Origin of the sequence: Campylobacter concisus, from assembly GCF_003048675.2 — a bacterium.
GTDB classification, from domain to species: domain Bacteria; phylum Campylobacterota; class Campylobacteria; order Campylobacterales; family Campylobacteraceae; genus Campylobacter_A; species Campylobacter_A concisus_F.
Map to the genome: position 1 here is coordinate 841,736 of NZ_CP060707.1, position 18,949 is coordinate 860,684.

At 39.8% G+C, this 18,949-nt stretch carries 15 protein-coding genes, 1 other RNA gene and 3 pseudogenes; 10 read left to right on the forward strand and 9 right to left on the reverse strand.

The annotated features are described in order from the left end of the window. The first annotated feature begins 7 nt into the window (after positions 1-7). The 6 genes from CVT00_RS04245 to CVT00_RS04270 are packed head-to-tail and all read left to right on the forward strand — an operon-like array spanning position 8 to position 5,593. A complete protein-coding gene (locus CVT00_RS04245; protein WP_103607803.1) occupies positions 8-901 on the forward strand; it encodes a polyprenyl synthetase family protein in 894 nt (297 codons plus the stop codon). Continuing rightward, entirely contained in the window at positions 901-2,184 is a 1,284-nt protein-coding gene (gene hemA / locus CVT00_RS04250; protein ID WP_002940193.1) for a glutamyl-tRNA reductase, read from the forward strand. The genes CVT00_RS04245 and hemA overlap by 1 nt, the downstream gene beginning before the upstream one ends. Continuing rightward, positions 2,174-3,874, forward strand: a complete 1,701-nt coding sequence (locus CVT00_RS04255) for a proline--tRNA ligase (protein ID WP_103559054.1) — start codon at positions 2,174-2,176, stop codon at positions 3,872-3,874. The genes hemA and CVT00_RS04255 overlap by 11 nt, the downstream gene beginning before the upstream one ends. Continuing rightward, positions 3,871-4,302, forward strand: a complete 432-nt coding sequence (locus tag CVT00_RS04260; RefSeq protein WP_103559053.1) for an FxsA family protein — start codon at positions 3,871-3,873, stop codon at positions 4,300-4,302. Before CVT00_RS04255 ends, CVT00_RS04260 begins: the two co-directional genes overlap by 4 nt. Positions 4,303-4,310: 8 nt before the next feature. Then, a complete protein-coding gene (gene hemC / locus CVT00_RS04265) occupies positions 4,311-5,240 on the forward strand; it encodes a hydroxymethylbilane synthase (RefSeq protein ID WP_103559052.1) in 930 nt (309 codons plus the stop codon). A 2-nt stretch (positions 5,241-5,242) separates the two neighbouring features. Then, a complete protein-coding gene (locus CVT00_RS04270; protein ID WP_103559051.1) occupies positions 5,243-5,593 on the forward strand; it encodes an Imm10 family immunity protein in 351 nt (116 codons plus the stop codon). 569 nt (positions 5,594-6,162) lie between these two features. Here CVT00_RS04270 and CVT00_RS04275 read toward each other — a convergent pair. Next, entirely contained in the window at positions 6,163-6,885 is a 723-nt protein-coding gene (locus CVT00_RS04275) for a lecithin retinol acyltransferase family protein (RefSeq protein WP_103607809.1), read from the reverse strand. Positions 6,886-7,071: 186 nt separating this feature from the next. Here CVT00_RS04275 and CVT00_RS04280 point away from each other — a divergent pair, with 186 nt between their 5' ends. Beyond that, on the forward strand, positions 7,072-8,880 hold the full coding sequence (locus tag CVT00_RS04280; protein ID WP_103559049.1) for a menaquinone biosynthesis decarboxylase: 1,809 nt from the start codon (positions 7,072-7,074) through the stop codon (positions 8,878-8,880). 24 nt (positions 8,881-8,904) lie between these two features. Here the strand turns inward: CVT00_RS04280 and CVT00_RS10465 are convergent. The 3 genes and pseudogenes from CVT00_RS10465 to CVT00_RS04290 form a co-directional block, all read right to left on the reverse strand. Continuing rightward, positions 8,905-9,076: pseudogene (locus CVT00_RS10465) on the reverse strand (UbiD family decarboxylase domain-containing protein); the annotation flags it as partial. Between the two features lie 804 nt (positions 9,077-9,880). Beyond that, positions 9,881-10,033 carry a hypothetical protein gene (locus CVT00_RS04285; protein WP_159071278.1) on the reverse strand — a complete coding sequence of 51 codons (153 nt, stop codon included), beginning with the start codon at positions 10,031-10,033 and terminating at the stop codon, positions 9,881-9,883. A 527-nt stretch (positions 10,034-10,560) separates the two neighbouring features. Continuing rightward, positions 10,561-11,580 (reverse strand): hypothetical protein, encoded by a 1,020-nt coding sequence (locus CVT00_RS04290; protein WP_107915449.1) that lies wholly within the window; start codon positions 11,578-11,580, stop codon positions 10,561-10,563. A gap of 63 nt (positions 11,581-11,643) precedes the next feature. Between CVT00_RS04290 and CVT00_RS04295 the strand changes: the two genes are divergently transcribed. Both CVT00_RS04295 and truD read left to right on the forward strand, forming a co-directional pair. Beyond that, on the forward strand, positions 11,644-12,465 hold the full coding sequence (locus tag CVT00_RS04295) for a thiamine-phosphate kinase (protein ID WP_107915451.1): 822 nt from the start codon (positions 11,644-11,646) through the stop codon (positions 12,463-12,465). Then, positions 12,443-13,567, forward strand: coding sequence for a tRNA pseudouridine(13) synthase TruD (gene truD / locus CVT00_RS04300; protein ID WP_103559046.1), 1,125 nt, complete (start codon positions 12,443-12,445; stop codon positions 13,565-13,567). Before CVT00_RS04295 ends, truD begins: the two co-directional genes overlap by 23 nt. A 113-nt stretch (positions 13,568-13,680) precedes the next feature. On the opposite strand, the pseudogene CVT00_RS10470 reads toward truD, so the two are convergent. Further along, positions 13,681-14,235 (reverse strand): annotated as a pseudogene (locus CVT00_RS10470) (methyl-accepting chemotaxis protein); the annotation flags it as partial. A 303-nt stretch (positions 14,236-14,538) separates the two neighbouring features. Next, positions 14,539-15,651 (reverse strand): annotated as a pseudogene (locus CVT00_RS10475) (Cache 3/Cache 2 fusion domain-containing protein); the annotation flags it as partial. Positions 15,652-16,159: 508 nt separating this feature from the next. Between CVT00_RS10475 and rnpB the strand changes: the two are divergent. Further along, positions 16,160-16,486, forward strand: an RNA gene (rnpB, locus tag CVT00_RS04310) — RNase P RNA component class A. 101 nt (positions 16,487-16,587) lie between these two features. Here rnpB and CVT00_RS04315 read toward each other — a convergent pair. Genes CVT00_RS04315 through fliD form a run of 3 tightly spaced genes read right to left on the reverse strand, consistent with a single transcriptional unit; the run spans position 16,588 to position 18,949 of the window. Further along, positions 16,588-16,815, reverse strand: a complete 228-nt coding sequence (locus CVT00_RS04315) for a hypothetical protein (RefSeq protein ID WP_012001652.1) — start codon at positions 16,813-16,815, stop codon at positions 16,588-16,590. Continuing rightward, positions 16,808-17,179, reverse strand: coding sequence for a flagellar export chaperone FliS (gene fliS / locus CVT00_RS04320; protein WP_009293744.1), 372 nt, complete (start codon positions 17,177-17,179; stop codon positions 16,808-16,810). Before fliS ends, CVT00_RS04315 begins: the two co-directional genes overlap by 8 nt. Before the next feature lie 9 nt (positions 17,180-17,188). Next, positions 17,189-18,949, reverse strand: a complete 1,761-nt coding sequence (gene fliD / locus CVT00_RS04325; RefSeq protein WP_107915533.1) for a flagellar filament capping protein FliD — start codon at positions 18,947-18,949, stop codon at positions 17,189-17,191.

Below are 18,949 nucleotides of genomic sequence, written 5' to 3' on the forward strand. Positions count from 1 at the left end.
GATAAAAATGGATAAAATCGATGAAATAATGAGCAAATTTATAAGCGAGCTTGGCTACAAAGAGGCGTTTGAGATGTTTTTAAAGATAAGCTCAGGCAAGAAGCTACGCTCAAAACTTCTTTTAAAGATCGCAGGCGAGAGTGAAATTTCTCTTAAGCTTTGCGCTATCATCGAGCTCATCCACCTTGCAAGCTTGCTACACGATGACGTCATAGACGAGGCAAATATAAGACGCGGCAAGCCAAGCATAAACGCACTTTTTGGCAGTAAAAACTCAGTCATGCTAGGCGACATCCTCTACTCAAAGGCTTATTTCGAGCTTACAAAATTTGATCCAAGCATCGCAGCTGTCATCTCAGATGCGGTCAGCAAACTAAGTATCGGTGAGATGATGGATGTGAAAATGGCTGAAAATTTTAACGAAAATGAGCAAGAATATTTAAAAATGATCTACTATAAAACAGCTGTTTTGATAGAGGCCACGGCTATTTGTGGGGCAAAGCTAGCTGGCAAAGATAGCAAGAAATTTGGCATTTATGGCAAAAATTTAGGTCTCGCATTTCAGATCGTTGATGATATCTTAGACATAACTCAAGATGAAAAAACGCTTGGCAAACCAGCACTTAACGACTTTGTCGAGGGCAAAACGACACTTCCTTACATATATCTTTATAAGAGCCTGGACGAGGCTGGCAGGGCAAAGCTTAGATCGCTTTGGGCAAAGAAATTAAACGCGGACGAAATTTCGTGGCTAAAAGAAAATTTTGATAAAACTAGCTCACTTAGCAAGGCTGTAAGCGAGGCAAAAAGGCTTGGAGCTGAAGCAATAGAAGCGATAAAAGAGTATAAAAACGCCGAGCTTGAAGGGATCATAAAAAGCATGATAGATAGGGAATTTTGATGCACTATTTAGATATAAGTTTTACATATAAAAACACTGATATTTCAGTCAGAGAAAAGCTTGCATTTGATAGTGACGATAAAAAAGAGCAAATTTTAAAGCTGATAAACTCAAACAAAAACATAAAAGAGAGCATGGTGCTAAACACCTGCAACCGCGTCGAGATCATAGCAAGCGTGGAGGATGTAAAGGCCGCTACTGCTCATATCATCAGGTGTATGTCGATATTTTCAGGCGTTTTTGAAGATGAGCTTTATGAGAGGGCGGATATCTACGAAAACAGCGGTGCCGCACACCACCTATTTGCTGTGGCAAGCTCGCTTGATAGCCTAGTCGTTGGCGAAACGCAGATCGTTGGCCAGCTAAAAAATGCCTTTAAATTTGCCTATGATAACAACTCATGTGGCGAAGATATCAGCAAGATCATCCACTACGCATGTAAGTGCGCTGCCAAGGTTAGAAACGAAACTCAAATTTCTAAAAACCCGATCTCAGTTTCAAGCGTCGCCGTGGCAAAGGCAAAAGAAATTTTTGGCACGCTTGAGGGTAAAACTGCTATCGTCGTGGGCGCTGGTGAGATGGGCGAGCTAGCAGCAAAGCACCTCATATCAAGCGGCGCAGAAGTGATCATCATAAACAGAAGCTCTGAGCGCGTCGAGCAGCTAGTTGATAGCCTAGGAGATAACGCGAGCTGGGATAGTATTTTGAAATTAAAAGAGTATGTAAATAACTACGATCTCATCTTTTCAAGCACCGCAGCCCCGCACGCTATCATCACAGGCGAGATCATCGAACCAAGAGAATTTCACAGATACTTTTTTGATATCGCCGTGCCAAGAGATATCGATCTTTTAAATACAGAGCTTATCAGCGTCTATACGGTCGATAGCTTGGAGGAGATCGTGCGTAAAAATTTAGCCCTAAGAGAGGAGCAGGCGCAAAAGGCTTACTCGATCGTCGGTCAAGATACGAGCGAGTTTTTAAAGACTTTAAAAGAAGATATGAGCGTGCCTCTTATAAAATCTATCCGCAAACAGGCTGAAATTTGCGCTAAAAATGAGCTAGAAAAGGCGATGAAAAAGGGCTATTTAAAGCATAGCGATTACGACGAAGCGCAAAAGCTCATTCACCAAGTCTTTAAAGCATTTTTACACCAGCCAACTATGAAGCTAAAAGGGCTTGCAGACGAGGAGAGAGCGAGCGAGCTTTCAAACGGAGTTAAATTTTTATTTGACATAAAAGATGAACAAAATTTTCAAGCAGGAGATATAGATGAAATTTAGTAAATTTTACGCCCCAACGACCAAAGAAGCACCAAAAGATGCATCTTTACCAAGTCATCAGTTTTTGATAAGAGGTGGCTTTGTCGAGCAGATCGGCTCTGGGCTTTATAACTATCTACCGCTTGGAAAGATCATGCATGATAAAATTTCACGCGTGGTAAAAGAGGAGATGAACGAGGCTGGCGCGCTAGAGGTGAGCTTTAGCGTGGTCACTTCAGGCGAGCTTTGGAAGCAAAGTGGCCGCTACAATGTCTTTGGCAAGGAGCTTTTGCGCTTTAAAGATAGAAAGGATAATGACTTTGTTATAAGCCCGACAAACGAAGAGGCAGCCGTTGCCTTAGTGCGTGGCAAGGTGACTAGCTACAAGCAACTACCACTAAATTTATACCAGATAAACACCAAATTTCGTGACGAGGCAAGACCACGCTTTGGCTTGCTAAGAGGTCGCGAATTTACGATGAAAGATGGCTATAGTTTTCACTCTAGCAAAGAGGATCTTAAGCGTGAGTTTGACCTTATGGAGGCAACTTATAGTAAGATTTTTACCCGTTTGGGGCTAAATTTTAGAGCTGTTGAGGCTGATAGCGGAGCCATTGGCGGTAGCGGAAGTAAAGAATTTATGGTGCTTGCAAGTAACGGCGAGGACGACATACTTTGCTGTGAGGCTTGCAGATACGCTGCAAACGTCGAGGCTGCAAGACGCAAACCAAGAGTAAGCGAGGCTGAGGCGCCAGAGGCGGACGCGGCTAAATTTCTAACGCCAAATGCAAAAACTATAAAAGATGTGGCGGAGTTTTTTAAAGTTAGCGAGTTTTACTGCATAAAAGCTGTTATGAAAAAGGCGATTTACGAGGATAAAGAGGAGGTTGTGGTCTTTTTTGTAAGGGGCGATGACGAGCTTCAAGAGACAAAGGCGCAAAACGCTTGCAAGGCGCTTGAACTTGTCGATGCTAGCGAGGCTGACGTGGCTAAAGCTGGATTATCTGCTGGTTTTTGCGGGCCAGTTGGGCTAAAGGATGTGAAATTTTTCATAGATAACGAGCTAAGGGGCGCAAATAACATGATATGTGGCGCTAACGAAAAAGACTATCACTTTGTTGGCGTTAGTGTTAGCGGATTTAACGAAGAGAGATTTAAAGACCTTGTAAAGGTAAAAGAGGGCGATAAATGCCCAGTTTGTGGCGGAAATTTAAAACTTAGCAAAGGCATAGAAGTCGGTCATATATTTCAGCTAGGCGATAAATATTCAGCTGCGATGAATGCGACATATCTTGATGAAAACGGCAAGGCAAAGCCATTTTTGATGGGCTGCTACGGCATTGGCATAAGCAGGCTTATCGCTGTGATGATAGAGGCTAGCCACGATGAGAAGGGCTGCATCTGGAAAAAAGAGTGCGCGCCGTTTGACGTGGAGATCATCATCTCAAATTTAAAAGATGAAGCGGGCGTAAAATTTGCGTTTGAGCTTTACGAGAGCCTTAAAAAAGCTGGCGTTAGCGTCATCATCGACGATAGAAACGAGAGATTTGGCGTTAAGATGAATGATTTTGAGCTTATAGGCTTCCCTTATGCGCTGCTTGTGGGTAAAGAATTTGCAAATGGCAAGGTTGAGTTTATCACGAGAGATGGGCTAAGCAAAGAGGCGATAGAGGCAAACGATGCCTTTAGAAAGATAAAAGAGAGCTTATGAGATTTTTTGTATTTTTGTTTTTTTTGATAGAAGCGGTCTTTATCTATCTTTTTGTAGATAAATTTGGCTTTTTAAACTATTTTCTTGAGGTGCTGGTTTCTGGACTTGTTGGCATCGCACTTCTTTTTAATGCTGGATTTTCTAGTTTAAATTCGCCTCAAGTGGCGTTTAAGAGCTTTCTTGGCGGAAATTTATTTAGCCAGCTAGGGCTTAGCTTTGGCGGAGCGCTACTCTTTTTACCAGGGATTTTGACAGATATTTTTGGTATTGCCGTGATCGTTTTTTCTTTAGTATTTAAGAAAAATGCATCGAAAAATGAGAGCTATCAGGAATTTAAATTTCAAAACTTTAGCGAGCATGGAAGTAAAAAAGATGATGGTGAGATCATCGATGTTGAGGTCATCGAAGAGCCAAAAAGAGTAAATTAGGAGAGATGATGAAAGAGATAAAAATAGCAACTAGAAAGAGCATCTTAGCACTTTGGCAAAGCGAGCATATCAAGGCTAGGATCGAGGCGCAGCACAAGGGCGTGAAGGTCGTGCTTGAGGGTATGAAGACAAAGGGCGATGTGATCCTTGACACGCCACTAGCCAAGATCGGCGGCAAAGGGCTTTTTACAAAAGAGCTTGAAGATAGCATGCTAAAAGGCGAGACTGACATCGCAGTCCATAGCCTAAAAGACGTGCCAGTAGTCTTTCCAGAAGGGCTTAAACTAGCGGCCATTTGCTCACGCGAGGACACAAGAGATGCGATGATAAGTGAGAAATTTGCTAAATTTAGCGACCTACCGCACGGCGCAAAGGTTGGAACAACGAGCCTGCGCCGCAAGATGCAGCTACTTATCATGAGACCTGATCTTGAGATCATCTCGCTTCGTGGAAATGTGCAAACTAGACTTAGAAAGCTAAAAGAGGGCGAATTTGACGCGATCATTTTAGCTATGGCTGGCATAAACCGCCTAAATATCAAGGCTGAAGTGGCGCACATCTACACATTTGGCTTTGACGAGATGATACCTGCGATGGGTCAGGGTGCTCTTGGCGTCGAGGCTAGAGATGAGAAGCAAATTTTAGATGAGATCTCTTTTTTAAATGATGAAAATGCGGTCATCGAAACGACCATAGAGCGTGACTTCGTAAGCGTTTTAGAGGGTGGCTGCCAAGTGCCAATAGGCATAAGCGCAAGGCTAAAAGGTGATGAAATTTCTATCAATGCGATCGTTGGTCTGCCTGATGGAAGCGAGTTTATAAAAGATAGCTTAAAGACTAGCAAAGATAAATTTCAAAGCATCGGCAAAGAACTAGCGCATAAATTTATAGAAAAAGGGGCGAAAGAGCTTTTAAGGCGCGCTGAAGAGATGGCGTAAGCGTGTTTGAGATAAATTTTAAAGCAAAAGCCATAAGCGCCACCAAAAATAGCAAAGACAACTACTATATGATCGGTCTTGCAGACGACAAATATGACTACAAAAACTACATAATCTTTCAAAGACCGATCAAACTAAAAAAGGGCGACGACGAAAACGTCGAGATAAACGGTCTATATGCAGAGTGTAATGGCGACATTTGCTACAACGCTTGCAAAAGGGTGAAGATCACTGATATGAGCATTATTTTTGAGGTGCAAGATAGCCTCATTTGCGTAGATACCGAGGGCGTTAAGCTTAATGAGCGCTTTATGAAATATAGCAAAGAGATATTTGGCGAGCTGTTAGAGTAGTTGTAAATTTAATCTTTTTGCTAAAAAGTTCAAATTTTTTAAATTTCACTGCAGCTTTATGGTGTTAGATGGCGAGTAAATTTAGCAAAGTAAAACTCGCATAAAGCGTTTTAAAATGCAGATATTTGGTGGGCTGCCAAAAGGCTTGCCAAATTTGATAAATTAGATAAATCTGGTTTGCTGTGTCTGGTAAATTTATGATGATATGGTGACTTTGGTTAAATTTTGAGGCGGGCAAGGTGGGTTTGCGGGTTAAATTTGCCGTATGATTTTAAGGTAGTTAAAATACGAAATTTTTAAAATTTACTGCCATTTTGTGGTAATAAAAGTTAAAATTTGGATAAATAAAAGCTACATATCGTACAACTAACGCAGTTTTGCATAGCTTGAAAACCAAAAACTTTACTGCGCTACTTCATCTAAAACTAAAAGAGAAGTGACCAAAAATGGCTTAAATTTACCGCTATTTTACGGCTAAAAAATTTAGATAAAAATCCACAAACGGCAAAAGTAGCGCACATAGCTAGAAGCCAAAACGCCTTTACAACGCTCTTGAAAACCACACTGGATTAAAATTTGATATTAAAATCCCTTGCGATCTTTGCTCTTAGATCCTCGCCGATCTTATTAAACATAGCGTTCATTTCGGCATTTTTGCTCATAAATTTTTCTATTTGTAAATTTATCTCATTGCCTTTTTCTTTTATCATCTCGCGAGCTTTCTGTTCTGCGCTATCCTTGCTATTTTGGGCGAGTTTGGTGAGTGAGTTTGCAAAAACTTGCTTGATATCGTCCTTACTCTGCGCCCCAAAAAGCGCGCTTATGACCTGCTCTAAAAACGGCTCTATCTCACTAAATAGGGCGGAATTTTGCTTCACATTTTGCACTTGCTGGCTCACATGCTCGCCAAAGACGCATTCGTTGCAAAAGTGCTCGCAGTTGTTGATGAGCAGGTTGTATTTTTGCTCGCCTACGCGCTCCTTAGCCCGACGCGCCACCTCCTGGCCGCTAAATGGCGCATTTGTATACTCTTTTATCTGCCAAGTATCGCCACTAGCAAACTCCTCGAGGCTAGTCATCTCTACCTTTGCGATGTTGCGTTTATCTAGCGGTACGACGTTGCTTAAGATCTCCTCAAAACAGCTTTTTTCAAGCACGATCCCACGCGCCAAGCCGTTATAATGCACGACCATATCATTTCCGACGTAGATGCCGTGATGTTCGTAAAGCTTTACGCCAAACACGCTTCTGTCTACGAAGATGTGATCGCCTATTTTTAGTAAATTTCCCATATCTCTCTCTAAAATTTCTTAATAAAACGACAAATTTAGCCCAATTTTGCTAAATTTCAAATAGTTTCTGCATGGCGTAAATTTACTTTTTCAGGATGTGGCAGGCAAAACGCCTTTTTACGAGCTAACTGCCTGTGATAAATAAAGTAAATTTTGGCTATCATCTTTAAAAATTTAAGGAAAAATATGGACTACATCAAGCTTTTAAAAGATAACGGCCTACTTAGGGTGATCGATGAGCCAACAGATATCGACCTAGAGATCGCACACGCTAGCTACATCGAGGTCAAGCGTGAGGGCTCACAAGCACTACTTTTTACAAACCCAGTCTGCAAAAAAACTGGGCGTAAATTTGCCCCTGTGCTTACAAATATCTACGGCTCAAAAAGGGCGCTTGAGCTGATATTTGGCGTGGAGCCTGATGAGATCGCAGCCCAGATAGAGAGGCTTTTAAAGCCCAAAAAGCCTGAAAATTTCAAAGAGAAGCTTGACTTTTTATCATATCTTTTTAGTATGAGAAAAATTTTTACCAAAAGGCTAAAAGGCGAGGGCGAGTGCCAGCAGGTCAAATTTATGGGCGAGCAGGCTGATCTTTTGAGCCTGCCTGCGCTAAAGACCTGGCCGCATGACGGAGGTGCTTTTATCACGATGGGGCAGGTCTATACGCAAAGCCTAGACGGTGCGCTGCAAAATTTAGGCATGTATAGACTGCAAATTTATGATAAAAATCGCCTCGGCATGCACTGGCAGATACACAAAGACGGCGCAAATTTCTTTCACGAGTATAAGTGCGCTGGCAAAAAGATGCCAGTCTCTGTGGCGATCGGTGGCGATCCGCTCTATATCTGGTGCGGTCAAGCGCCGCTGCCAAAGGGCGTCTTTGAGCTGCTACTTTACGGCTTTATCCGCAAAGAGCCAGCAAGGCTTGTAAAGTCGCTCACTAATGAAATTTACGTCCCGCAAGACGCCGACTACGTGATAGAGGGCTTTGTCGATACGACTAAGAGCGAGCTTGAGGGGCCATTTGGCGATCACACCGGCTTTTATACGCCGGTTGAGCCGTTTCCAGTGATGGAGGTCACGGCGATAACGAGTAAGCAAGACCCTGTCTTTCACGCGACCGTAGTTGGCAAGCCGCCGCTTGAGGATAAGTATATGGGCTGGGCGACTGAGCGCATTTTCTTGCCACTTTTGCGAACGACCGTGCCAGAGCTACTTGACTACAACATGCCTGAAAATGGTGTTTTTCACAACCTTATCCTAGCCAAGATAAATGCCCTTTATCCAGCGCACGCAAAGCAGGCGATGCACGCATTTTGGGGCGTTGGGCAGATGAGCTTTGTAAAGCACGCTATCTTTGTTGGTAACGATGCACCAGAGCTAGCAGAATACGATAAATTTGCGGACTTTGTGCTTGATAGATTTGGCAGTGAGAGTGTGCTGATAAGCCAAGGTGTGTGCGATCAGCTCGATCACGCCAGTCCAAACTCGTGCTTTGGTGGTAAGCTAGGCATCGACGCGACGCAGGATTTTTGTAAATTTACCCCTGTGGTTTTAAGCGATAACGAGCTTTTGGCTAAATTTCAAAGCGTTGTGCCAAATGTTAAGGAGCTTAGGCAGTTTAAAAAAGAGAGCAAAACGCCTATTTGCATGGTGAAATTTGAAAAAGAAAGCCCTGTAAAAGAACTCTTTATCAAGCTTTTAGTATTTAAAGAATTTTTCAAGCTTCTTGTTGTCGTCGATATGCAAAACTACCTAGAAAACCCATATATGCTGCTTTGGCGTGTGACAAACAATATTGACGCCTTGCGTGATATCTACATTGATGGCGAAAATTTCTGCGTAAATGCGACGAGCAAGGACGAGCTAGAGGGATATACTCGTGGCTGGCCTATGCAAACTGACTGCGACCGCGAAGTGGTGGCTGAGCTTGTTAAACGAGGCGTAGTGAAAGATGAGCCAGAGCTTTTTAGCAAATTTGAGATATTTGGGTAGGGTTGTAGCCTAGTGGCTTTGGGTGGTTGTGCGTAAAAGAGGTAAGAAAATGCGCTCCGTAGCCCAGCCCATATACGTATATTTAAGTGACTGCTTGCCGGTCGCAGTCGTGTGAAATGCTGGGGGGCTTGCTCGTTATCGCCGTGACCTCCATCACTAAAAATGGCTCAACCCTCGTATAAAAGCCGGTGTGATCGCTCAAGCTCGCTTATAGTCGTATCGGCGAATCCCTTTATTGCTAGGCTTTAAATTTGATTCATCATTTTTGGCTTGATAAATTTGCTTTGAAATTTAAAATAGATCAGCTTCTACACTTAACAATGGCTTAGTTTAAGGCTATTTTTATATCACAGCATAAAATTTCTAGTTAAATTTATCTGTTTTTCTAGGTTTTCTGTTGGCTTGGTTGGCGCAAACGAAAATTTTTAAATTTAGCACTTCAATTTTCTTAAAATACTAAAAATAATATGTAAAAAATTATGTAAAATAATATGATTTTGCTTTATTGGAGGTAAAATTTAGAGTGGTGTGCTAGGAAATTTTAAATTTGATCTATTGCGATGAGCGCAAAAACTTTTAAATTTAAAAGCTAGAAGTGTTAAAACATTTAAATTTAAAAAACAGAAGTTTGAAAACTTTTTTTAAAAACTGAAAGTGTCAAAACATTTAAACTTAACAAAGTTAGCAGATTATAGGCGTGTTTTTATAAAGCTGTGTTTTATCTGCTCTTGGGTAAATTTGCATGTAAATACAAAGCCTACTTGCCTGACTTTTGCTAATAATTTTTTTAGTTTTTAAGTGGTTAAAGTTAGCGTATTGGATCAAATTTAAAATAGTGAGCTTGTGGAATTTAAAGTATTTTAAGTTAGGCTACGTGCTTGTTTTGCGTTGAACTATAAAACCTTGCCTACTGGTCTTTTGCTTTAAAACAAATTTGGTGCAAGAGAACAAATTTAAAAGCAAGCTTGACAAAATTTAAAATAAAGCTAGTAAATTTGGCTTATAAATTTGCTAGATAATGCCATTGTGTGGCGATCTGCTTGGTTGTTTTTTTGGCTCGCGCTATTTTTGTACCGATAGGTAGCGGTGTTATAAATTTAGATATAGCCGAAATTTGGTCAAAATTTACTAAATCAAGTTTTTTAAAGATCATCTGCTGTTTTGATTTTTGTACTGCAAGGCAAATGTAAGCATAATTTTTAGAAGTGGCTAGTAAAAATGGATCATAAATTTGACAACTCTAGTTTGAAAATTTACCTTTAACTACCGACGTTTTGCTTTTAGGGGAGAGCTCCGTTGTTTGTAATAAAAATAAAATTTACAAGTTTTACCTGTGTTTCAAATATACAAAGATCGCATGAGAGGTTAAAATTTAGAATAAAGCATTTGAAAATTTAAATTTAATAGGCTCTATGGAGGCTTTAAAACTCTTAAATTTGTTGTCTGATTTTTAAAAACACTTTTTAATTTGAGTGTTCTTGGTTTTTATTGTTAGCTTTGACGATAGTCAATACATAGCTTACTTGCTGTTATCTTAAAGCGTAATCTAATCTCACAAGCGTTTAAAATGGCTTGTTTTGGATGATGTTTTTTGTTTTTAGAAAAAATATAAACCCTAAATACAAGATTTAAAATCGCACAAGTGCCATAAGGCATTAAATTTGACGTAGTAAATTTAGCTCACAAATTTACCAAACCGACCTTTAAAACATGCTCTTTTAGGCCGCTTGGTATCTCGCCATTTTCAAGCGCCATTAGCTCGCTTACTCTTAAGACGTAAAAGTCTTGCAAGCTTCTGTTGGCACTTTTTTCAAGCTTTTTTGCTAGCGTGTCAAAGATATGAAACTCCGCTTCATTGCTAGCTAGCAAAAAGTCAGCCCCACTATCAAATGCAGCAAAAACTATCTTACTAGCAAGCTTGCAAGCTAGCTCTTCATCAGTCTTTAAAAGATCATATCCGCAAGGCGTTTTGGCGTTTAGCTCTATAAAATTTGCCTTGTATGCGCTTAAATTTGCGGGCAGTTTATCTTTTATGGCTATCTTAAAATCTTTAAATTTACTAAGTTTTTCTATCTTTTCAAGCTCGTTTTCGTGCTTTTTTGCATCTTTTACGCCTAAAATTTCTTTGAAAAAATCAATCGCTTCGGTGTATTTTTCGCTACCTTTAAAGAGCAGATCATCAAGCTCACAGGCTATCAAAACGCCATTTTTAGCGCCAACTAGCTTTAAAATTTCATCATTTTTCTCGTTTTTATAAAGATGATGAGCTAGCATTATCGCGGCAGCTCCTATGAAATTTGGCTCATACTCTCTCACAAAATCAGCGTAGAAATATGGCTTAAAGCTAGCGTAAAGCTCTTTGTCAGCTCTTTTACAAAAGCTAGCAAATGGCTCAAATTTCTCCCAAAAGTCATCATCATTTATGGCAAGGTCTAAAACAGCTCTTTTTTCATCAAGCGGGGCTATGCAAAGCTCGCTACCAAATTTTTGAGCTAAATTTGCAAGTGGCTGAGCGGTGCTAACTACGACACCATTTACCTTGACAAAGCCTTCAAATGGGCTAAAGTATGGGTCTATACTCTTTACGTGGGCAAAAAGCTCGTTTAAGTTTGCAAAGTCTGAAATCTCTAAAAAATAGGGCTTAAAATATGCCAAAACATCTCTTTTCGCGTCAAATCTAAAAATCTCAACTCTTTGCATCTGTATCCTTTTTTTGGGCTTATTTTATCCTAAATTTAAAAGGAGTTTCATTATAATAGCTCAATGGATAAAGAAAATTTTACGATTGCATGCTTTAGTAACGAATATATCGGCGATGACGCGGCGGTTGCCGACAAAACGGTCTTTAGCAAGGACATTTTTGCGCAGAATTCGCACTTTAAGCTTGGCTGGCTAAGCCTTGAAGAGATCGGCTACAAGGCGATGATCGTAAATTTTTCAGATACGATCGTGATGAATGCTAAGCCTAAATTTGCTCTTCTAGGGCTTAGTCTGCCAAAGAGCTTCACGCCGCGCCAGATCAGCGAGCTAAGTAGCGGCATAAATAGGGCGTGCGAGGAGTTTGGCGTAAAGATAATAGGCGGCGACACGATAAGTAGCCCTATTTTAAACATAAGCGTTAGCGTGATCGGTGAGCTAAAGGGCAGAGCTGTGCTAAGAAAAAATGCTAAATTCGGCGATCTAGTCGCATTTACTGGCAAGCTTGGCGGGAGCAAAAAGGGGCTAAATTCGCTTCTAAGACTAGCTCAAATTTCAAAAAACTCACGATTTAAAAGGCCCGTTTTAAGAGATAAGTTTTTTTACAAAGTAGCTCATCTTATAAACTCTGCCATGGATATCTCAGACGGGCTAAATACCGACCTTGGCAAGCTTTTAAAAGCTAGCAAAAAGGGCGCTAAATTTACAAAAAAACTAAGCAAATTTGAGCTTAGTAGCGGCGAGGAGTATGAGGTTTTATTTACCTTTAGCCCTAAAAATTTAAGCGCTATCAAAAGGATCGCCGCAAAAACTAGGACAAAGATCAATATCTTTGCAAAAATTTCACACAAAAGGTTAAGACAAAATGCAAGAAGCCACCACTTTTAAGCCGCTCTATGCGCTCACTCATGCGCCCATCGAGGCATATTTTTCTAAAAATTCAGATGATTTTGTCGTGCGCGAGATACCACTTTATGAATTTAGTGGCGACGGCGAGCACTTGATCGTTGAAATTTCTAAAAAAGATATGACGACAAGCGATGCTTTGCACGCCTTAAGCGAGGTTACAGGGGCAAAAATGCGTGACTTTGGCTATGCTGGACTAAAGGACAAGCAGGGGATGACTACGCAGTTTATCTCTATGCCTCGTAAATTTGAGAGTGCGCTTGCAAACTTTAGCCACGAAAAGATGAAAATTTTAAACCTAAACGTGCATAAAAACAAGCTTCACATCGGACATCTAAAGGGCAATAGCTTTTTTATCCGCCTAAAAAAGGTGCTGCCAAGTAGCGCTAAAAAGCTCGAGCAGGCATTTACTAATATCGATAAAATGGGCTATGCAAACTACTTTGGCTATCAGCGCTTTGGTAAATTTGGCGACAACGCAGTAACTGGGCTAGAACTTCTTAAAAACGGCACGATAAATGGCAAAAAGAGTAAAAATGTAAAGCTAAATGACTTTTTGATCTCAGCCTATCAAAGTGATCTTTTTAACCGCTATCTTAGCAAAAGGGTCGAAATTTCAAGGTTTGTAAGCGACTTTAGCCTAAATGAGCTAGGCGAAATTTATAAAAAATTTAGCAAAGGAATTCTCCAGGTGATGAAGTCGCAGGAGAGCTTTTTTAAGCTGCTTCCTGGAGAGGTTTTGGGGCACTATCCATTTGGTAAGCTCTTTTTGTGTGAAAATTTAGATCAAGAGGCGCAAAGATTTGCTAGGCGCGATATCACAAGCCTTGGTCTCATTGTCGGTGCAAAGGCCTATGAGGCAAGCGGCGTAGCAAAAGAGCTTGAGGATGAAATTTTCGCTGAGGCGTTTTTGCTTACTTCAAAGATCGCTGGTTCAAGGCGCTTTAACTGGGCGTATTTAGAAAATACAAGCTACAAATACAACGAAGAAAACGCTCACTTTAGTCTAAATTTCACACTTCAAAAGGGCTCATATGCCACAGTTGTGTTAGAAGAAATTTTGCATAAAAATATATTTGAATAGGCTAAATTTAAAGATAGGGCAAAAAGGGTTGCTAGCTAAATTTAGCTAGGTGAAATTTAAAAAGGTCTAGCCAAAGCTAGACCTAAAAAACATTAAATTTAAGAGGTAAAAACTTAAGTTCTAAAGACACTTAGTTTTGTATTTAGCGCATCTGTCATCTTGTTTAGATGTTCAGCTGCAGAAGCTATCTCTTCGACACTTCTAGCATTTTCAGATGAAATTTGATTGATCTCTGAGATGCCATCCATGATCTCATTTACGTTTTTGCCAGTTGCGATGTAGTCTTGCATAGTCTTATCAGACATCGCTATGGCGTTATTCATCGTTGCGCTCATATCATTTATCGTCTTTTCAACGTCGCTTGCAACGTGGGTTAGCTCTTGAATTTGCTTAGAGTTGATGCCCATTTGCTCGCTGCTATCATTTATCGCTTGAACGATAACGTTGATAGTTGCATTTATCTCTGTTAGAGATTTTTGAGTTCTCTCAGCTAGCTGTCTAACCTCGTCAGCAACGACTGCAAAGCCACGTCCATGCTCGCCTGCTCTTGCTGCTTCGATAGCTGCGTTTAGAGCTAGTAAATTTGTCTGATCGGCGATATCGTTGATAACAACAAGGACTGATTTTACCTGCTCAGCGTCACGGCTAAGCTGCTCGATCTTGCCAGCCATTTGATTTTCAACATTAGCAGAATTAACAATCTGAGATGATAGAGATCTGATAGCATCAGTTGCTGTTTTTATATGAGTGCTTGCCTTTTGAAGATCATCTTTGCCAGCTTGAGCTATAGATAGAGACTCTTTCATGCTTTCTTGCATAGACTTACATCTTTGATTTGTCTCTTCAACGATCTGGGTTGATTCTTCTACGCGTTTGCCTGTTTGAAGTGAGGTAGAGCTTAGTTCGTTTGCGACTGAGCTGTTTTCGCTTGAAAGGTTTTTAGTATCGCTTATAAGCACTCTTATGCGCTCTATGAAGTTATTTATATCATTACTTATTTTAGCTATCTCATCTTTGCCGTAGATTGGGATTTTAAGAGTAAAGTCAGATGTTATAGCATTTAAATTTGCTCCTAGTCTATCGATAGGATTTGCAACTAGCTTTTTAAGCAAGAAGATAGATACTATGATAAGAAGCAATGTAACTATAATGCTTGCGATGATGAAGTTTTTGCTAACTACCTTTTGAGGTGTTAAAAAGTCATCAGTAACAGCTGAGCCAAGCACGATCCAGTTAAGCTTGTCAAATGGCTCAAAAGCAACTACTCTCTCAACTCCATCAACATTTATGAGTTTGACACCTTCTTTAGTTTTTACTATGTCATCAACTACATCTTTTAGCTGACCTTCTGGTGCTTTGCCAGCTAGTTTTGGGTGGATGTCATAGACATTTGTTTTTGTATTAAAGATAGAGAAGTAGCCACGCTCGCCTAGCTTCATTTGTGACATTGTCTTTTGAAGATCTTCTAGGCCTTCAGTAAAGTCGTAACCTATAAATAAAACCGCTACAACTTCGCCGTTTTGAACGACTGGCTCATAAACACACATATAGTTTCTACCAAAAATATTTAAAGCACCCACATATGTTTCTTTGTTCATCATCTTTGGATAGATCGTTTTATTTAGCATACCAAGCGCTCTACTACCATCGTCTAGTAAAAGTGAGGTAGATACAGCAGCAAATTCATTGCCTGATTTTGCAAAGATGGTTGGGATACCGCCGTTTGTTAGCTTTTTGATCTTATCAGATATCTCATGGTTGTTATTTAACACGCCCATTTTGTCTGAGATAAGCTCTAAAGCGTCGTCATTTTCAGTTTTTATGGTTTGGCTAGTGGCTCTTATGTTACCTAAAGCTTCTTTTAAGACATGCATATATAGTTTTGCATTATCTTCGTTATCTTCATCAAATAGCTCAACTGTGTCCATCGCAAGCGCAACGTTTTGCTGGATAGTTGTTTCTACTCCCTCCTTGATCTCACGCTCTAAGACATGTGATATAAAAAATACAAAGCAAGCCATACAAATGGCAAGAACTAAAGCGATGACCGCTGAGACCTTGACTAAGATGCTACGCAAATTCATCTATATCCTCCTTGGTTTAGATTTTAAGGGTTTATTATACAAATTTTTCTCGTAAAACATATAGAATTTTGGGGAAAAAAATAACGAATTTTTAAAATTTTTGTTTGCTTTATATTTATAATTATAACTTTTATGAAACTGGAGTAAATTTATAAAAATTGCTATTTAAATTTGGCTTTTTAAGCAAAATTTATAGTTTGGCAAAAGCAAGAACTTTTGCGCTTTTGAGGGATTAAAATTTAAATTTATATCGTTTTGTTGATTTGTTGTCTGTTTTATTATATTTATTTAAGGTTCAAAGCAAAATAACAAAAAAGTGAAATTTGGAGCGTTTTACTCTTGATTTTGTAAAGAAATTTTAAAAAGATTAAATAAAAAAATTAATTTCATACCAAGTTGTGACAAAATTTATGCTCAAAAATCAAAAAAACTCCTAGATAAATTTGCAAAATTTAATGAAAAATTTGGTCGCAGGGTAAATTTATATATTTTTAAATATAATCACGCTCTGGCACGGTAAGCGGTCGCTTTTGCATCTTGCAAAAGAGGAAAGTCCGAGCTGCGATAAGACAAAGTTCCATCTAACGGATGGCTAGGGAAACCTAAGGGATAGTGTAACAGAAAGCAAACTTCCGCCTTGGCGGTAAAGGTGAAACGGCGGGGTAAGAGCCCACCGGCGCGCTTGGTAACTTGCGTGGCCATATAAACCCAACTTGCAGTAAGAAGGGATGGTTTTGGTCTTATATTAAAACCCTTCGCTAGAGCTTGTTTGTAAAAGCAAGCGTAGATAAATGATCGCTCAAGACAGAACTCGGCTTAACGCCGTGCCTTCGCTTAAATTTAGAGTAAATTTCAAGTAGCAAGCAGTTAGTAAATTTAAAAGTTTTTCAAGACAGAACCGGCAAATATGCCGTGCCTTGAAAGTTTGAGTTTAGATTAGTTTTTTACGTATTTTTGAGCTTTTTGTAGTTTTGTAAGCTCGTTTTGGATGTGTGAAGATTTAGTTTTAAAAAGCTCTATCGCACCGCCAATTAGCGCTTGTGCTTCCTTTGCCGAAGCTAAGCTTTTAAACATATCTTCGCTAAAGCTTTGTGATAGTGCAGCTAGCTTTCTTGTATCTTCGTTTATTAATGCTAGCTTAAATTCATTGATCCAGCTATTCACCTGATGTTACCTCCCTCCATGCTTCTGATAACTGCTTTACGACATTTGTTACTTCATTTAGCGCGTTAATATCATTTTGGATATTTGCCATAGCAAGAAGCTGCATCTGCCTTGTATAAAGTCCGCTAAGGTAGTGAGCCACGTCGCCTTGAGAATAATCAAGCGAGTTTAAAAGCTCGACAAAGATAGCGTTTGCTCTGTTTATATAATAGACTTTTTTCTCTATATCTCCAGCTTCGATCGCTTTTTTGGTGCGAAATATAAATTTCAAAATTCCATCATAAAGCATTTCTATTAATTTAGTCGGGGACTCGATGCCCCCGAAACTCGACTGTGCGTATGCACTATATGCACTTTGATTCATTTTTCTCTCTTAGTTCTTATTGTTTAGCTCAGCATCTATCATTGATTTTAGAGTTGAGAACTGATTTTCTAAACTTGCGATGATAGAGTTATACTTGATGAAGCGCTCTTGCATCGTTGTATATTTCTCATCTAAAAGCTTTTGAGTGCTCTCTTTATTTTTAGTGATAGACTCACTCTCATCTTTTAGCTGATTTTGCATAGCTATCATCGTGCCTTTTTTGCCAACAGCACCATCAAGCATCTTAGCTAGCTTTGTGAAAAGTCCATCAGTTTTTTTAGTCACTGGATTTACAGTGGCTTCGCTCATGCCAAGAGTTGCTAGTGCAGAAGCCTTGCCTTTTACTTCGATATTTTCGCCATCGCTTCTTTTTAATATGATCCTCTTGCCGCTTTGATCAAGACTAGCTGTGACTCCCTCGATGCCAGCATCATTGATAGCTTGTTGAAGCTTTAGAGCGTTGTCCTCAGCTGTCCCGCCAGCTGTGGTTGAAAATATAACTGACTTGCCATTTATCGTTAGATCACCAGCTTGGATATTTAACGCACCTGCGCTAACGGTTGAGTTACCCATGTAGCTTATCGGCTCAGTCTTGCTTGAACCCATAAAAAATTTCTGAATTTCTTCTGGATCTTTGCTAAGAGCTGCGTTAAATTTATTTAGATCAAGCTGAAGCTGACCGTCTTTGTCAGGCACTATGCCAAATTTACTTAGCGCTTTGCCTTCGCTATCTTGACCATTTACTAGACGTCCGATGTTTGATCTAAGGCTTGAAATTTCGCTCACACCTTGGAAAGTACCAGCACCTTTTTCTTCGTCATACTTAGTAGCGATCTCAAGGTTCATTGTCATTAGGTTGTAGTCTTTTATAAACTCTTCAACCGCTTTTACGACCTCTTCAGTGTTTTGAGAGATGCTGACATTTGTTCTGCCAGTCTCATTTAGCGTGATATTTACGCCAGGTCTTAGATCATCAAAGCTATTTTTGCTTCTTTTGATATTTACGCCGTTATATGTAAATTCTGCATCTTGTGCTTTTAGAATTCTATTTTTCTCCAAATTTGATGTCATCTTTGGTGTGCCATCAGGATTTGTTAGCGCTGTGCCGTGCTCGTCTGTATCTTGAAACTGCGTATCATCCCAGCCAAGCTTGTCTAAAATGCCAGCTGTATCGTTTGAAAATTTGATAGTCTGTGTAGCACCAGTGCTGCCTGATTGAAGCATTATTTGATTTGGTTTATCGCCACCAACATTTAAAATTCTAGCTTGCAATTTACCGCCACTTACGTCATTTATCTTATCAACGATATCTTGATAAGTTGTCGATCTTGTCACACCGATAGAGAATTTTTGTCCATCGATCTCAACATCAAACGAGCCAGTATTTGTCGCACCCACCATGCTTGAAGAATTTTTGAAATTCTTGCTTTGAAATGTGTCTTTTTGAGCAAGTTTTTGCACGTCGATACTAAAGCTTTGCACGCTAACGCCGTTTGCCGCTGAAGCAGTGACGCTTTTACCGGCGTTATTGGTATTTCTTTTTAGATAAAGTGCCTCGCCGCCAAGTGTCTTACCACTAACATTTACGTTGCTAACAAGAGTTTTTAGAGCCGCAAGGTCCTTTTGCTTAAGCTCATTTTTCTCCAGCCTTGTTGTAAGCGGTTTGATCTGTCCAGCCTCATCAGCATCTTTTAGTTTCTTGATAAGCTCGTCGTTTAGGCCGCTATTTTTTGTACCGATGCCTAAATTTGTTATGTTACCTACTGCCAT

Coding starts and splice junctions, on each gene's coding strand:
- CVT00_RS04245 (WP_103607803.1), top strand. CDS start 8: ATGGATAAAATCGATGAAATAATGAGCAAATTTATAAGCGAGCTTGGC.
- hemA (WP_002940193.1), top strand. CDS start 901: ATGCACTATTTAGATATAAGTTTTACATATAAAAACACTGATATTTCA.
- CVT00_RS04255 (WP_103559054.1), top strand. CDS start 2,174: ATGAAATTTAGTAAATTTTACGCCCCAACGACCAAAGAAGCACCAAAA.
- CVT00_RS04260 (WP_103559053.1), top strand. CDS start 3,871: ATGAGATTTTTTGTATTTTTGTTTTTTTTGATAGAAGCGGTCTTTATC.
- hemC (WP_103559052.1), top strand. CDS start 4,311: ATGAAAGAGATAAAAATAGCAACTAGAAAGAGCATCTTAGCACTTTGG.
- CVT00_RS04275 (WP_103607809.1), bottom strand. CDS start 6,885: ATGGGAAATTTACTAAAAATAGGCGATCACATCTTCGTAGACAGAAGC.
- CVT00_RS04280 (WP_103559049.1), top strand. CDS start 7,072: ATGGACTACATCAAGCTTTTAAAAGATAACGGCCTACTTAGGGTGATC.
- CVT00_RS04285 (WP_159071278.1), bottom strand. CDS start 10,033: ATGATCTTTAAAAAACTTGATTTAGTAAATTTTGACCAAATTTCGGCT.
- CVT00_RS04290 (WP_107915449.1), bottom strand. CDS start 11,580: ATGCAAAGAGTTGAGATTTTTAGATTTGACGCGAAAAGAGATGTTTTG.
- CVT00_RS04295 (WP_107915451.1), top strand. CDS start 11,644: ATGGATAAAGAAAATTTTACGATTGCATGCTTTAGTAACGAATATATC.
- truD (WP_103559046.1), top strand. CDS start 12,443: ATGCAAGAAGCCACCACTTTTAAGCCGCTCTATGCGCTCACTCATGCG.
- fliS (WP_009293744.1), bottom strand. CDS start 17,179: ATGAATCAAAGTGCATATAGTGCATACGCACAGTCGAGTTTCGGGGGC.
- fliD (WP_107915533.1), bottom strand. CDS start 18,949: ATGGCAGTAGGTAACATAACAAATTTAGGCATCGGTACAAAAAATAGC.